Genomic DNA, 15,189 nt, shown 5'->3' on the forward strand with positions numbered 1-15,189 from the left:
AAAGGCTAAGCGACTACCGTATCTAACAGGGGGAAACCCCCAACTACATCAGGCGTACTAGGGCTTAACTTCTGTGTTCGGCATGGGAACAGGTGTATCTCCTAGGCTATCGTCACTTAACTCTGAGTATTCTCAACTCAAAATTGAATATCTATACTGTATCAAGAAACCAAATCGTTGTCAATATATCTCAGTTACTTTCGTTGGATAAGTCCTCGAGCTATTAGTATTAGTCCGCTACATGTGTCACCACACTTCCACTTCTAACCTATCAACCTGATCATCTCTCAGGGCTCTTACTGATATAAAATCATGGGAAATCTCATCTTGAGGTGGGCTTCACACTTAGATGCTTTCAGCGTTTATCCCTTCCCTACATAGCTACCCAGCGATGCTCTTGGCAGAACAACTGGTACACCAGCGGTAAGTCCACTCCGGTCCTCTCGTACTAGGAGCAGATCCTCTCAAATTTCCTACGCCCGCGACGGATAGGGACCGAACTGTCTCACGACGTTCTGAACCCAGCTCGCGTGCCGCTTTAATGGGCGAACAGCCCAACCCTTGGGACCGACTACAGCCCCAGGATGCGACGAGCCGACATCGAGGTGCCAAACCTCCCCGTCGATGTGAACTCTTGGGGGAGATAAGCCTGTTATCCCCAGGGTAGCTTTTATCCGTTGAGCGATGGCCCTTCCATACGGAACCACCGGATCACTAAGCCCGACTTTCGTCCCTGCTCGAGTTGTAGCTCTCGCAGTCAAGCTCCCTTATACCTTTACACTCTGCGAATGATTTCCAACCATTCTGAGGGAACCTTTGGGCGCCTCCGTTACCTTTTAGGAGGCGACCGCCCCAGTCAAACTGCCCGTCAGACACTGTCCCCGATAGGGATAACCTATCTGGGTTAGAGTAGCCATAACACAAGGGTAGTATCCCAACAACGCCTCACTCGAAACTGGCGTCCCGAGGTCATAGGCTCCTACCTATCCTGTACATGTGGTACAGATACTCAATATCAAACTGCAGTAAAGCTCCATGGGGTCTTTCCGTCCTGTCGCGGGTAACCTGCATCTTCACAGGTACTAAAATTTCACCGAGTCTCTCGTTGAGACAGTGCCCAAATCATTACGCCTTTCGTGCGGGTCGGAACTTACCCGACAAGGAATTTCGCTACCTTAGGACCGTTATAGTTACGGCCGCCGTTTACTGGGGCTTCAATTCATGCCTTCGCTTACGCTAAGCACTCCTCTTAACCTTCCAGCACCGGGCAGGCGTCACCCCCTATACATCATCTTACGATTTAGCAGAGAGCTGTGTTTTTGATAAACAGTTGCTTGGGCCTTTTCACTGCGGCTGACCATCAGTCAGCGCCCCTTCTCCCGAAGTTACGGGGCCATTTTGCCGAGTTCCTTAACGAGAGTTCTCTCGCTCACCTGAGGCTACTCGCCTCGACTACCTGTGTCGGTTTGCGGTACGGGTAGAGTATAATTAACGCTAGAAGCTTTTCTCGGCAGTGTGACATCACTAACTTCGCTACTAAACTTCGCTCCCCATCACAGCTCAATGTTAAAGATATAAGCATTTGACTCATATCACACCTCACTGCTTGGCCAGACACTTCCAATCGTCTGGTTTAGTTAGCCTACTGCGTCCCTCCATCACTATATACTCTAGTACAGGAATATCAACCTGTTGTCCATCGGATACACCTTTCGGTCTCTCCTTAGGTCCCGACTAACCCAGGGCGGACGAGCCTTCCCCTGGAAACCTTAGTCTTACGGTGGACAGGATTCTCACCTGTCTTTCGCTACTCATACCGGCATTCTCACTTCTATGCGCTCCAGCACTCCTCACGGTACACCTTCTTCGCACATAGAACGCTCTCCTACCATACCTATAAAGGTATCCACAGCTTCGGTAATATGTTTTAGCCCCGGTACATTTTCGGCGCAGGGTCACTCGACTAGTGAGCTATTACGCACTCTTTGAATGAATAGCTGCTTCTAAGCTAACATCCTAGTTGTCTGTGCAACCCCACATCCTTTTCCACTTAACATATATTTTGGGACCTTAGCTGGTGGTCTGGGCTGTTTCCCTTTCGACTACGGATCTTAGCACTCGCAGTCTGACTGCCGATTATATCTCATTGGCATTCGGAGTTTATCTGAGATTGGTAATCCGGGATGGACCCCTCACCCAAACAGTGCTCTACCTCCAAGAGACTTAACATCGACGCTAGCCCTAAAGCTATTTCGGAGAGAACCAGCTATCTCCAAGTTCGTTTGGAATTTCTCCGCTACCCACAAGTCATCCAAGCACTTTTCAACGTGCACTGGTTCGGTCCTCCAGTGAGTTTTACCTCACCTTCAACCTGCTCATGGGTAGGTCACATGGTTTCGGGTCTACGACATGATACTAATGCGCCCTATTAAGACTCGGTTTCCCTACGGCTCCGTCTCTTCAACTTAACCTCGCATCATATCGTAACTCGCCGGTTCATTCTACAAAAGGCACGCTCTCACCCATTAACGGGCTCGAACTTGTTGTAGGCACACGGTTTCAGGTTCTATTTCACTCCCCTCCCGGGGTGCTTTTCACCTTTCCCTCACGGTACTGGTTCACTATCGGTCACTAGAGAGTATTTAGGGTTGGGAGATGGTCCTCCCAGATTCCAACGAGATTTCTCGTGTCTCGCCGTACTCAGGATACTGCTAGGTATAAAGACTATTTCGAATACGAGGCTATTACTCTCTTTGGCCTACCTTCCCAGGTAGTTCTTCTATAATCTTTAAGTCCACGTTGCAGTCCTACAACCCCGAAGAGTAAACTCTTCGGTTTGCCCTCTTGCCGTTTCGCTCGCCGCTACTAAGGCAATCGCTTTTGCTTTCTCTTCCTACAGCTACTTAGATGTTTCAGTTCACTGCGTCTTCCTCTACATTACCTTAACAGTAATGAGTGACAGGCATTACCTGCCGGGTTTCCCCATTCGGACATCTCTGGATCATTGCTCACTTACAGCTCCCCAAAGCATTTCGTCGTTAGTCACGTCCTTCATCGGCTTCTAGTGCCAAGGCATCCACCGTGCGCCCTTATTAACTTAACCTTATTTTTGGCCTTTCGACCTAACTCATTAAATATTCACAGCGTTTCGGTTTATTTTCTTGTTACTATCTATATGTAATTACTTACATATGGAATTTGATATAGATATTCAATTTTCAATGGACAATACTTGAATCTTTCGATTCAATGGAGCCTAGCGGGATCGAACCGCTGACCTCCTGCGTGCAAAGCAGGCGCTCTCCCAGCTGAGCTAAGGCCCCACAAGACCTCTCAAAACTAAATAAGAAACTCAAGTACATTCCGTTTTTCCTTAGAAAGGAGGTGATCCAGCCGCACCTTCCGATACGGCTACCTTGTTACGACTTCACCCCAATCATCTGTCCCACCTTAGGCGGCTGGCTCCAAAAGGTTACCTCACCGACTTCGGGTGTTACAAACTCTCGTGGTGTGACGGGCGGTGTGTACAAGGCCCGGGAACGTATTCACCGCGGCGTGCTGATCCGCGATTACTAGCGATTCCGACTTCATGTAGGCGAGTTGCAGCCTACAATCCGAACTGAGATTGGCTTTAAGAGATTAGCTCGCCGTCACCGACTCGCAACTCGTTGTACCAACCATTGTAGCACGTGTGTAGCCCAGGTCATAAGGGGCATGATGATTTGACGTCATCCCCACCTTCCTCCGGTTTATTACCGGCAGTCTCGCTAGAGTGCCCAACTGAATGATGGCAACTAACAATAAGGGTTGCGCTCGTTGCGGGACTTAACCCAACATCTCACGACACGAGCTGACGACAACCATGCACCACCTGTCACCGATGTACCGAAGTAACTTTCTATCTCTAGAAATAGCATCGGGATGTCAAGACCTGGTAAGGTTCTTCGCGTTGCTTCGAATTAAACCACATGCTCCACCGCTTGTGCGGGCCCCCGTCAATTCCTTTGAGTTTCAACCTTGCGGTCGTACTCCCCAGGCGGAGTGCTTAATGCGTTAGCTACGGCACTGAATCCCGGAAAGGATCCAACACCTAGCACTCATCGTTTACGGCGTGGACTACCAGGGTATCTAATCCTGTTCGCTCCCCACGCTTTCGAGCCTCAGCGTCAGTTACAGACCAGAGAGCCGCTTTCGCCACCGGTGTTCCTCCATATATCTACGCATTTCACCGCTACACATGGAATTCCACTCTCCCCTTCTGCACTCAAGTTTGACAGTTTCCAAAGCGAACTATGGTTGAGCCACAGCCTTTAACTTCAGACTTATCAAACCGCCTGCGCTCGCTTTACGCCCAATAAATCCGGACAACGCTCGGGACCTACGTATTACCGCGGCTGCTGGCACGTAGTTAGCCGTCCCTTTCTGGTAAGCTACCGTCACAGTGTGAACTTTCCACTCTCACACCCGTTCTTGACTTACAACAGAGCTTTACGATCCGAAAACCTTCTTCACTCACGCGGCGTTGCTCGGTCAGGGTTGCCCCCATTGCCGAAGATTCCCTACTGCTGCCTCCCGTAGGAGTCTGGGCCGTGTCTCAGTCCCAGTGTGGCCGATCACCCTCTCAGGTCGGCTATGTATCGTCGCCTAGGTGAGCCATTACCTCACCTACTAGCTAATACAACGCAGGTCCATCTTGTAGTGGAGCAATTGCCCCTTTCAAATAAATGACATGTGTCATCCATTGTTATGCGGTATTAGCTATCGTTTCCAATAGTTATCCCCCGCTACAAGGCAGGTTACCTACGCGTTACTCACCCGTTCGCAACTCATCCAAGAAGAGCAAGCTCCTCTCTTCAGCGTTCTACTTGCATGTATTAGGCACGCCGCCAGCGTTCGTCCTGAGCCAGGATCAAACTCTCATTAATACTTTAATAATTGTTTGAGCGTTAACTCATTACCGTCGTCTGACGATTTATTCTTGTAAATTGACAGGTTATAATTCTTCTATCATAACCCTGCACTTGGTTTCTTATTCAGTTCTCAAAGGTCTTAATCGGGAAGACAGGATTCGAACCTGCGACCCCTTGGTCCCAAACCAAGTGCTCTACCAAGCTGAGCTACTTCCCGATAAAAATGCACCCTAGAGGAGTCGAACCTCTAACCGCCTGATTCGTAGTCAGGTACTCTATCCAGTTGAGCTAAGGGTGCTCATTATTAAGTTATGCCGAGGACCGGAATCGAACCGGTACGAAAGTTTCCTTTCGCAGGATTTTAAGTCCTGTGCGTCTGCCAGTTCCGCCACCCCGGCTCCTCAAGCGAACGACGGGATTCGAACCCGCGACCCCCACCTTGGCAAGGTGGTGTTCTACCACTGAACTACGTTCGCATTTAATGCCGGCTACATGACTTGAACACGCGACCCTCTGATTACAAATCAGATGCTCTACCAACTGAGCTAAGCCGGCTAACTTTTTTTCTAATGCGGGTGAAGGGACTTGAACCCCCACGCTGTTAAGCGCCAGATCCTAAATCTGGTGCGTCTGCCAATTCCGCCACACCCGCATATATGACCCGTACTGGGCTCGAACCAGTGACCCATTGATTAAAAGTCAATTGCTCTACCAACTGAGCTAACGAGTCTCAAATATTTCAACTTGAACGGTCCCGACGGGAATCGAACCCGCGATCTTCGCCGTGACAGGGCGACGTGATAACCGCTACACCACGGGACCTATGGGAGTTAACGGGATCGAACCGCTGACCCTCTGCTTGTAAGGCAGATGCTCTCCCAGCTGAGCTAAGGCCCCACAAGACCTCTCAAAACTAAATAAGAAACTCAAGTACATTCCGTTTTTCCTTAGAAAGGAGGTGATCCAGCCGCACCTTCCGATACGGCTACCTTGTTACGACTTCACCCCAATCATCTGTCCCACCTTAGGCGGCTGGCTCCAAAAGGTTACCTCACCGACTTCGGGTGTTACAAACTCTCGTGGTGTGACGGGCGGTGTGTACAAGGCCCGGGAACGTATTCACCGCGGCGTGCTGATCCGCGATTACTAGCGATTCCGACTTCATGTAGGCGAGTTGCAGCCTACAATCCGAACTGAGATTGGCTTTAAGAGATTAGCTCGCCGTCACCGACTCGCAACTCGTTGTACCAACCATTGTAGCACGTGTGTAGCCCAGGTCATAAGGGGCATGATGATTTGACGTCATCCCCACCTTCCTCCGGTTTATTACCGGCAGTCTCGCTAGAGTGCCCAACTGAATGATGGCAACTAACAATAAGGGTTGCGCTCGTTGCGGGACTTAACCCAACATCTCACGACACGAGCTGACGACAACCATGCACCACCTGTCACCGATGTACCGAAGTAACTTTCTATCTCTAGAAATAGCATCGGGATGTCAAGACCTGGTAAGGTTCTTCGCGTTGCTTCGAATTAAACCACATGCTCCACCGCTTGTGCGGGCCCCCGTCAATTCCTTTGAGTTTCAACCTTGCGGTCGTACTCCCCAGGCGGAGTGCTTAATGCGTTAGCTACGGCACTGAATCCCGGAAAGGATCCAACACCTAGCACTCATCGTTTACGGCGTGGACTACCAGGGTATCTAATCCTGTTCGCTCCCCACGCTTTCGAGCCTCAGCGTCAGTTACAGACCAGAGAGCCGCTTTCGCCACCGGTGTTCCTCCATATATCTACGCATTTCACCGCTACACATGGAATTCCACTCTCCCCTTCTGCACTCAAGTTTGACAGTTTCCAAAGCGAACTATGGTTGAGCCACAGCCTTTAACTTCAGACTTATCAAACCGCCTGCGCTCGCTTTACGCCCAATAAATCCGGACAACGCTCGGGACCTACGTATTACCGCGGCTGCTGGCACGTAGTTAGCCGTCCCTTTCTGGTAAGCTACCGTCACAGTGTGAACTTTCCACTCTCACACCCGTTCTTGACTTACAACAGAGCTTTACGATCCGAAAACCTTCTTCACTCACGCGGCGTTGCTCGGTCAGGGTTGCCCCCATTGCCGAAGATTCCCTACTGCTGCCTCCCGTAGGAGTCTGGGCCGTGTCTCAGTCCCAGTGTGGCCGATCACCCTCTCAGGTCGGCTATGTATCGTCGCCTAGGTGAGCCATTACCTCACCTACTAGCTAATACAACGCAGGTCCATCTTGTAGTGGAGCAATTGCCCCTTTCAAATAAATGACATGTGTCATCCATTGTTATGCGGTATTAGCTATCGTTTCCAATAGTTATCCCCCGCTACAAGGCAGGTTACCTACGCGTTACTCACCCGTTCGCAACTCATCCAAGAAGAGCAAGCTCCTCTCTTCAGCGTTCTACTTGCATGTATTAGGCACGCCGCCAGCGTTCGTCCTGAGCCAGGATCAAACTCTCATTAATACTTTAATAATTGTTTGAGCGTTAACTCATTACCGTCGTCTGACGATTTATTCTTGTAAATTGACAGGTTATAATTCTTCTATCATAACCCTGCACTTGGTTTCTTATTCAGTTCTCAAAGGTCTTTGCCTCTCTTGAGACAACTTCTATATTCTAGCAAAGATAGAATAGCTTGTCAACACTTTTTTTGAAGTTTTTTTCTCTTCTTCGTGCTGGCCGTCTCTCACGAAACAGCTTTTTTATATTATCATCCCTTCTTAAACTTGTCAATAGCTTTTTTAAAAGTTTTAGAACTTTTACGAGTTAGAGACAAATCACTTAAGACAACTTTTATATCTTAGCACCCTTTTGGATAGCTGTCAAGAGGTTTATCACAAATCTGTTGTCATTTATTTGATTGAACTCTTTTGAACGCTTGATATAATAGCCAACCAATTACAATGCCTAAACCATTCTGACAAAAATTAGGAACCAACTCTGCGATTGAAGCTCCTGTTCCGTACATAAATACCGAAGAAAGGGCATAGCCACCAACCATTACAACAGTGGCTAGTAGTAGACCTAGGGGACGGTAGCCACCTTTTAGCCCTGCAAAATAGCCTTGTACACCATGAATAAATAGACTTATGAACATCCATTGAGGAGCAGATGATAAGAGATCAATCAAAAAAGCAGATAAACCTCCTACAAGAGCTCCCTCTTTCTTACCAAGGTAGAAGGCTGTGAAGTAAATCCCTGCATCTACCAAAGTCAATAGTCCTGTTGGAGTTGGAATTTTCGCTACAAACCCAAAGGTTACTGATAAAGCCGTTAGAATGGCTAATAACGTTAGTTTTTTTATTTTCTTATTTTGCATATTGAACGACTCCATATTCATTCGACTGTTTAATTGATTCAAAAACAAAGACCTTAGCATTGGCTACAGCTTCCGTTTCTGAAAATCCTTTGACTAATTCACTGGCTATGCTGGAAGCAAATGTACATCCTGCCCCTGTATTATTTTTATCTAGAACAGGTTTCTCAAATATTTTGTATTCTTTTCCATTGTATAGAACATCTAATGCTTTATTACCATCTAGACGGTTGCCACCTTTTACAACGACAGTCTTAGCACCCAATTCTTTTAAGCAACTAGCTGCAAGCTTCATATCATCAATAGTATGTATTCTTTTGTCAATAAGAAGTTCTACTTCTGGGAGATTTGGAGTAATGACTGTAACATAAGGGAAGAATTTAACCAATTCATCACGTAGCTGTGAAACCTCAACGTCATGTGTCTCCTTGCAAACTAGAACAGGATCCAATACAATTGGAATTTCTGGACATTTTTTAACAAAGTCTAAGGTTAATTCCGCAATTTCAACATTAGGTAATAAACCAATTTTTATTGCTGAGAAAGGAACATCTTTTAGTGAGTCTAGTTGTTGTTTAAATGCCTTACTATCGATTGGAATAACCTCAAAACCATTCTCAGTCATAGCTGTTAGACAGGTAATAGCTACAAAACCATTTTGTTTATTAGTTGTAAATGTCGCTAAATCCGCATGAAGCCCGCCACCACTAAAAATATCATTCCCTGAAATCGCTAATACCAATTCATCACTCATATCGTATCTCCTTCAAATATAAACCATTACCTGCTGCGGTTGGTCCCGCAAGATTGCGGTCACGACTTTCCAACACGGTCTTCACTAGCGAAACTGGCATGCGTCCATTTCCAATTTTCAATAATGTTCCAACCATATTTCTAACTTGCTTATAAAGAAAGCCATTCCCAGAAAAAGTAAAGACATAAAACCCAGTTTTCTCATCGATAGATACACTTGCCTGGGTAATTGTACGCACTTTATTTTCTACAGAGGTCCCTGAAGCTGTGAAGCCTGTAAAATCATGTGTCCCAACCAATTCCATAGCAGCCTCTTGCATAAGAGCTAGACTTAGAGGGTAGGGATAGTGGACAGCATAATTACGCATCATGGGGTTCTTAGGTCGCCCTGCATCTACTAGGAATTCATAGGTTTTAATATGTTTACTATAACGTGCATGGAATTCCTCCGATACAAGCTCGATACTAACAATGTCAATATCATCTGGACACTGTGTATCTAAACCAAAACGCAGCTTCTCTGGATCCCTCTCCCGAGGTAAATCAAAGTGGATAACTTGTCCATAAGCATGAACACCAGCATCTGTTCGGCCTGCCCCGTGTACAGTTACAGGAGTACCGCTATTTAGCCGCAAAAGAGTCTTTTCAATCTCTTCTTGAATAGAACGAGCATTTGGTTGTCTTTGAAAACCTGAAAAAAGTGTTCCATCATAAGAAATTGTCGCTTTATATCTAATCATAAAATTATCATATCAGATTTCTTTAAGGATAAAAAGTATGTCAATCACCAACTGACCCCATACAGCTTCCAAAATAAAGAAAAAGACGCTTTTAGCGTCCTTTCTTTATAAATCCTCCAAAACATCTTTTACTTTGTTAAAAAATCCTTTTTTCTGTGGTGCAACCTTTTCATCACCACTTGCTTTTGCGAATGCAAGGAGAGCTTCTTTTTGAGCATCATTCAGCTTCGTAGGAGTTACAATCTTGACAGTAACGAGTTGATCCCCTTGTGAACCTCCACGAAGACGTGGTGCTCCCTTTCCTTTTAGACGGAAAGTTTTACCTGTTTGAGTCCCCGCTGGAATAACCATCTCAACATTACCGTGAACGGTAGGTACTTCAACAGTATCACCAAGAGCTGCTTGGACAAAAGAAATGTTAAGTGTATAGTAAATTGTCGATCCATCACGAGTAAATTTATCGCTTGGATTAACATTGATGACTACAAAGAGGTCTCCATAAGGACCACCGTTGAAACCAGCTTCACCTTGGCCTGCAAGACGGATTTGTTGACCTGTTTCAACACCCGCTGGAATCTTGACAGATACTGTATGGCTTTGTTTTTCACGACCTGTTCCACGACAAGTTGGACAAGGATCCTTGATTTCTTGACCTGTTCCGTGACAGACGTCACAGGTTACTTGACGACGCATCATACCAAGTGGTGTTTGTGTATCAACATTGATAACCCCATGACCATGACAGCGACCACAGGTTACAGGACTTGTCCCAGGTTTAGCACCAGATCCTGAACATGTCTTACACGTCACTTCACGATTGTAGTGAATTTCTTTTTCAGCACCAAAAACAGCCTCTTCGAAACTTAGGTTGACACGATACTGAAGGTCATCTCCTTGACGAGGAGCATTTGGATTGCGAGTAGCACCGCCACCAAAGAAGCTCGAGAAGATATCCTCAAAACCTCCGAAGCCTGCACCACCATCAAAGCCACCAAAGCTACCTTGGCCACCAAAGCTACCTTGGCCACCAAAGCCGTTCGCACCGTCTGGTCCGTATTGGTCATAGGCTGCACGTTTTTGGGCATCACTTAGAGTTTCATAGGCCTCTAGAATCTCTTTATATTTTTCTTCCGCACCCGGTTCTTTATTGATATCTGGGTGGTATTTTTTAGACAGCTTACGATAGGCACGTTTAATTTCGTCTTGAGAGGCATCCTTAGATAACCCAAGACGATCGTAATATTCGGTATTGTTCATAATTTAAGATACAAAGGGCATCTAATGGAGAAAGCCAAAGTAATAGTTTCGAAGATGGACTACTGGTCCCTCAAAACCATCTATCTTTTTGGCTTATTCCTTAGCCCGTGTTCAACGACGAACACTCTTTGATCCTTTCTATTTTATTTGTTACGAAACGAAGTAAAATATACATTATATTCACTTCACTTATTTTAGCGAAAAACAGAGGCTGGTTTGCAACCTCTGGATTTCTTCTCATGCTTTGTTTTTGAACTCGTAAGGTTGAATTGAGCACACCTTAACTTCTGTGTGAAAAAGAGACGTAGCAGTCTTCGCTTTAGCGAACTACATATAAGGCTACCTTTAGGTGCAATTCTTTCTAGAAACTAAAGCTTCTTCGCCTGATTTCCTATTTTCACTGTGAGATTTTAACAGTCTTTACATCTTACTTTTCAGTAAACTCTCCGTCTACGACATCGTCGCCTGAGTTATCTGCTGCTTGTGCGCCTTCTGCTCCTGCTTGAGCTTGTTGTGCCGCTGCTGCTTGTTCGTAGAGTTTAACTGCCAAGGCTTGGGCTTTTTCGTTAAGAGCTTCCAATTTAGCCTTCATGTCATCAAGATCACCTGATTCTTGAGCTTTCTTAAGCTCATCAAGTGCTGATTTGGCAGCATCACGTTCTGTATCAAAGCCTTTACCTTCTGTTTCTTTAATTGTTTTTTCAGTGGCAAAGATAGCTTGGTCGACTTCGTTACGAAGTTCTACTTCTGCTTTACGTTTTGCATCTGCTTCAGCATTTGCTTCAGCATCTTTCATCATTCTTTCAATTTCTTCATCAGTCAAACCTGAATTAGATTGGATGACAATTGTTTGTTCTTTTTGAGTTCCAAGATCCTTCGCTTTAACAGATACGATACCGTTCTTATCAATGTCAAATGTTACTTCAATTTGTGGGACACCACGAGGTGCAGCTGGGATATCAGTCAATTGGAAACGTCCAAGAGTCTTGTTATCTGCTGCCATTGGGCGTTCACCTTGAAGAACGTGGATATCAACGGCTGGTTGATTATCTGCTGCAGTTGAGAAGACTTGTGATTTAGATGTTGGAATTGTTGTGTTACGTTCGATGAGTTTTGTGAAGACGCCACCCATTGTTTCGATACCAAGTGACAATGGTGTTACGTCAAGAAGGACAACGTCTTTCACATCACCAGAGATCACACCACCTTGGATAGCAGCACCCATAGCAACTACTTCATCAGGGTTTACTGATTTGTTTGGTTCTTTACCAGTTTCAGCCTTAACTGCTTCTACAACAGCTGGGATACGAGTTGAACCACCAACAAGGATGACTTCGTCAATGTCTGACAAGCTTAAACCTGCATCTGAAAGGGCTTGACGAACTGGAGTTTTAGTACGTTCTACAAGGTCACGAGTCAAATCATCAAATTTGGCACGAGTCAAAGTCATTTCCAAGTGAAGGGGTCCAGCTTCACCAGCCGTGATGAACGGCAAGCTGATTTGTGTTGAAGTTACACCTGAAAGGTCTTTCTTAGCTTTTTCTGCTGCGTCTTTCAAACGTTGAAGAGCCATCTTGTCTGTTGACAAGTCGATGCCGTTTTCTTTCTTGAATTCTTCAACCATGTAATCGATAATTTTTTGGTCAAAGTCATCACCACCAAGTTTATTGTCCCCTGCAGTAGCCAATACATCAAAGACACCATCACCGAGTTCAAGGATAGATACGTCGAATGTACCACCACCAAGGTCAAAGACCAAGATTTTTTCTTCTTTGTCAGTCTTGTCCAAACCATAAGCAAGCGCTGCTGCAGTTGGTTCGTTGACGATACGTTCTACTTCAAGACCAGCGATTTTACCAGCATCTTTAGTTGCTTGACGTTGAGCATCGTTAAAGTAAGCTGGAACTGTGATGACAGCCTTGGTTACTTTTTCACCGAGGTATTCTTCAGCATAACTTTTCAAGTACTGAAGGATCATTGCTGAGATTTCTTGTGGAGTGTATTCTTTGCCGTTAGCAGAAACTTTTTCAGAAGTACCCATCTTAGATTTGATAGAGATTACTGTATCTGGGTTTGTGACTGCTTGACGTTTTGCAGCATCACCAACGATGATTTCACCATTTTTGAATGAAACTACAGATGGAGTTGTACGATTTCCTTCTGGGTTAGCGATGATTTTTGGTTCAGTTCCTTCAAGAACTGCAACTGCTGAGTTTGTTGTACCTAAGTCAATACCAATAATTTTAGACATATGTTTTATCTCCTTAAGCTTTTTCTAATCTTTTTTTAAGCTTTTTCTTCTTTTCTGATATTTCTTTTTGCAAACCTTCGGCTTGCCTCTTATCTTTTCTCTCATAGTTTATTGTCGTTTCGGACAAGGTTTTTTTAGTTCTCTTTGTATACTACTACCATGGCTGGGCGTAGGACGCGGTCATGGAGTTTGTAGCCTTTTTGGAAGACTTGTGCGATGCTATCCGCCGGATGCTCATCATCTGCAGGAATGGTTTGAATAGCCATATGGAAGTTGTGATTGAACTCGCCGTCTGCTGCGATTTCTTCGATTCCTTCCTCTTTAAGAGCATTTATCAAACTTTCCTGTATCATTTCCAAACCTTTTTTAACATCATCAGTCAATCCTTCAACAGCAAGAGCACGTTCAATGTTATCAAGTGCTGGCAAGATTGTTTTTGCTAAATCTTGGCTACGATACTTTTGTAATTGTTGACGTTCTTCTTTAGCACGGCGTTGAATATTTTGCATCTCTGCATGGGCACGAAGGTATTTATTTTCAAACTCCTCTGCACGCGCTTGAGCTTCTTCAAGCTCAGAAGTTTCCTTTGTTTCTTCTACAACTTCTTCAGTTGTCTCGGTAGCTTCCTCTTCTTTTACTTCTTCTTTTTTAATATCTTCAGTCAAGGCATTCACCTCTTTCTATATTTTTTAAAACGTTACGGCTTAAGAAAACTTCGTAATGGTTGCTATTGAGATAACGGTAATAATCCGTTAGTTTCATAACCAGAACTCGACTGATAACGTTGACTAAACTAACCATACGACGATAATCCATTTCAATGGGTCCAATCACATGCATGAGTGCCATCCCACGATAGGGGATCAAGAATTTATGACTCATAACCGTGACATTTTCAAGAGCTTCTTCAGTTGATTCTGCGACCGAAATTTTGGTCACTTCATCATCGGAGATAGCTGATCGAAGCGCAAGAGCCACATGTTGTGGATTATCCAAAAATTGATAAGTGTTCAAATCAGCATAGGCCAGTGATGCAACCTTACCTTCTATAAAAATCAGTTCCTTAAAGAGGTGTGAAAAGATATAGTCAAACAAATCTAAAACATTATCTGTTATCTTAAAATACTTTTGCACAATCTGAGGAGTCTCTGTTCTCAATCGGTAATGGATATCTAAGACAGTATTTCCTAAAAACCGTCCTTGAACAAGCTTATGAAAAATTTCCAAATCGCTTGACAAGAAATTCTTTGGAATGGCAAACTGAACTGTCACCGGCTTAGATTCATCTAGAGTCAGAACTGCCAACGCATCATGATTAGACAGCTGAACAATTTCAAATCCTGTCAGACGCTGTCTGGTCGGTTCCACATCTTGAATCACTGCTGTGTATCCTGTCATTTCTGCCAGCAGCTTTGCCGCCGCATCCAAGATATCTTCAAGTTTAAAAGCTTCAAAGTCGAAGGCCTTGACGACTTGGTAAACATCTTGTTCATCAATCGTATCAAGATTCAAAGAATTAGCAACAAAATACTGGAAACCTGCTCGGCTTGGCATGCGTCCACTAGAGATATGAGCTTTCTCAAGATAACCCATCTTTTCTAACTTAGCCATGTCATTACGAATGGTCGCTGAACTTGAATCAATTGAGTCTTGTAATGCTTTAGAACAAACTGGTTCATGTGTACGAGTGAACATCTCAACTATCAAATTCAAAATAGCGTTTTGCCTTTGCGTAATCACGATGTCACCTCATTTCTATTTATTAGCACTCTCATATAACGACTGCTAACTTATGATTCTATTATACACCTAAACTTAAACATGTCAACCCAAAAAACAAAAAAATTAGCACTCTTTTTGAAAGAGTGCCAAAAATACATCTAGAGACCTAGAAACATTAAAAACACCCTTAGGGGTGTTCTAATC

General features: G+C 44.8%; 7 protein-coding genes, 10 tRNA genes and 4 rRNA genes. All 21 read right to left on the reverse strand.

From position 1 onward, the window contains the following. Nucleotides 1-4 precede the first annotated feature (4 nt). Nucleotides 5-120 (reverse strand): 5S ribosomal RNA (gene rrf / locus NSQ85_RS00430). An 83-nt stretch (nt 121-203) separates the two neighbouring features. Continuing rightward, nucleotides 204-3,103: ribosomal RNA gene (locus NSQ85_RS00435) — 23S ribosomal RNA — on the reverse strand. 147 nt (nt 3,104-3,250) lie between these two features. Beyond that, nucleotides 3,251-3,323 (reverse strand) — tRNA-Ala (locus tag NSQ85_RS00440). A gap of 54 nt (nt 3,324-3,377) precedes the next feature. After that, nucleotides 3,378-4,925 (reverse strand): 16S ribosomal RNA (locus tag NSQ85_RS00445). A gap of 128 nt (nt 4,926-5,053) precedes the next feature. Beyond that, nucleotides 5,054-5,127 (reverse strand) — tRNA-Pro (locus NSQ85_RS00450). A gap of 7 nt (nt 5,128-5,134) precedes the next feature. Further along, nucleotides 5,135-5,208, reverse strand: a tRNA-Arg gene (locus tag NSQ85_RS00455). A gap of 14 nt (nt 5,209-5,222) precedes the next feature. Next, a tRNA-Leu gene (locus NSQ85_RS00460) sits at nt 5,223-5,308 on the reverse strand. A gap of 6 nt (nt 5,309-5,314) precedes the next feature. Continuing rightward, nucleotides 5,315-5,386: transfer RNA gene (locus NSQ85_RS00465), tRNA-Gly, on the reverse strand. 6 nt (nt 5,387-5,392) lie between these two features. After that, a tRNA-Thr gene (locus NSQ85_RS00470) sits at nt 5,393-5,465 on the reverse strand. Between the two features lie 15 nt (nt 5,466-5,480). After that, nucleotides 5,481-5,562: transfer RNA gene (locus tag NSQ85_RS00475), tRNA-Leu, on the reverse strand. 5 nt (nt 5,563-5,567) lie between these two features. Next, nucleotides 5,568-5,640 (reverse strand) — tRNA-Lys (locus NSQ85_RS00480). 19 nt (nt 5,641-5,659) lie between these two features. Beyond that, nucleotides 5,660-5,732, reverse strand: a tRNA-Asp gene (locus NSQ85_RS00485). A gap of 2 nt (nt 5,733-5,734) precedes the next feature. After that, a tRNA-Val gene (locus NSQ85_RS00490) sits at nt 5,735-5,807 on the reverse strand. A gap of 54 nt (nt 5,808-5,861) precedes the next feature. Continuing rightward, nucleotides 5,862-7,409: ribosomal RNA gene (locus NSQ85_RS00495) — 16S ribosomal RNA — on the reverse strand. The 16S, 23S and 5S rRNA genes sit together here with 10 tRNA genes alongside, the layout of an rRNA operon. A gap of 385 nt (nt 7,410-7,794) precedes the next feature. Continuing rightward, complete coding sequence (locus tag NSQ85_RS00500) at nt 7,795-8,265, reverse strand: ECF transporter S component (RefSeq protein WP_014621078.1); 471 nt, start codon at nt 8,263-8,265, stop codon at nt 7,795-7,797. Beyond that, the gene (locus NSQ85_RS00505) at nt 8,255-9,016 is read right to left on the reverse strand and encodes a bifunctional hydroxymethylpyrimidine kinase/phosphomethylpyrimidine kinase (RefSeq protein WP_179973229.1); all 762 of its coding nucleotides are present in this window, start codon (nt 9,014-9,016) and stop codon (nt 8,255-8,257) included. Before NSQ85_RS00505 ends, NSQ85_RS00500 begins: the two co-directional genes overlap by 11 nt. Next, nucleotides 9,009-9,755: a tRNA pseudouridine(38-40) synthase TruA gene (truA, locus tag NSQ85_RS00510; protein ID WP_340780894.1), complete on the reverse strand. Its 747-nt coding sequence runs from the start codon at nt 9,753-9,755 to the stop codon at nt 9,009-9,011. The genes NSQ85_RS00505 and truA overlap by 8 nt, the downstream gene beginning before the upstream one ends. Nucleotides 9,756-9,860: 105 nt before the next feature. Further along, the gene (dnaJ, locus tag NSQ85_RS00515; protein WP_226003786.1) at nt 9,861-11,012 is read right to left on the reverse strand and encodes a molecular chaperone DnaJ; all 1,152 of its coding nucleotides are present in this window, start codon (nt 11,010-11,012) and stop codon (nt 9,861-9,863) included. A gap of 427 nt (nt 11,013-11,439) precedes the next feature. After that, the gene (gene dnaK, locus NSQ85_RS00520; RefSeq protein WP_179974166.1) at nt 11,440-13,263 is read right to left on the reverse strand and encodes a molecular chaperone DnaK; all 1,824 of its coding nucleotides are present in this window, start codon (nt 13,261-13,263) and stop codon (nt 11,440-11,442) included. Nucleotides 13,264-13,397: 134 nt separating this feature from the next. Then, the gene (gene grpE, locus NSQ85_RS00525; protein WP_340780896.1) at nt 13,398-13,928 is read right to left on the reverse strand and encodes a nucleotide exchange factor GrpE; all 531 of its coding nucleotides are present in this window, start codon (nt 13,926-13,928) and stop codon (nt 13,398-13,400) included. Next, entirely contained in the window at nt 13,921-15,003 is a 1,083-nt protein-coding gene (hrcA, locus tag NSQ85_RS00530) for a heat-inducible transcriptional repressor HrcA (protein WP_024704303.1), read from the reverse strand. The genes grpE and hrcA overlap by 8 nt, the downstream gene beginning before the upstream one ends. Nucleotides 15,004-15,189: the final 186 nt, after the last annotated feature.

The sequence above is a fragment of the Streptococcus sp. FSL L8-0526 genome (genome assembly GCF_038007145.1).
Taxonomy (GTDB): Bacteria; Bacillota; Bacilli; order Lactobacillales; family Streptococcaceae; genus Streptococcus; species Streptococcus thermophilus.

Excerpts from the sequence above, each read along its gene's own strand:
- NSQ85_RS00500 (WP_014621078.1), bottom strand. The coding sequence starts at position 8,265 with ATGCAAAATAAGAAAATAAAAAAACTAACGTTATTAGCCATTCTAACG.
- NSQ85_RS00505 (WP_179973229.1), bottom strand. The coding sequence starts at position 9,016 with ATGAGTGATGAATTGGTATTAGCGATTTCAGGGAATGATATTTTTAGT.
- truA (WP_340780894.1), bottom strand. The coding sequence starts at position 9,755 with ATGATTAGATATAAAGCGACAATTTCTTATGATGGAACACTTTTTTCA.
- dnaJ (WP_226003786.1), bottom strand. The coding sequence starts at position 11,012 with ATGAACAATACCGAATATTACGATCGTCTTGGGTTATCTAAGGATGCC.
- dnaK (WP_179974166.1), bottom strand. The coding sequence starts at position 13,263 with ATGTCTAAAATTATTGGTATTGACTTAGGTACAACAAACTCAGCAGTT.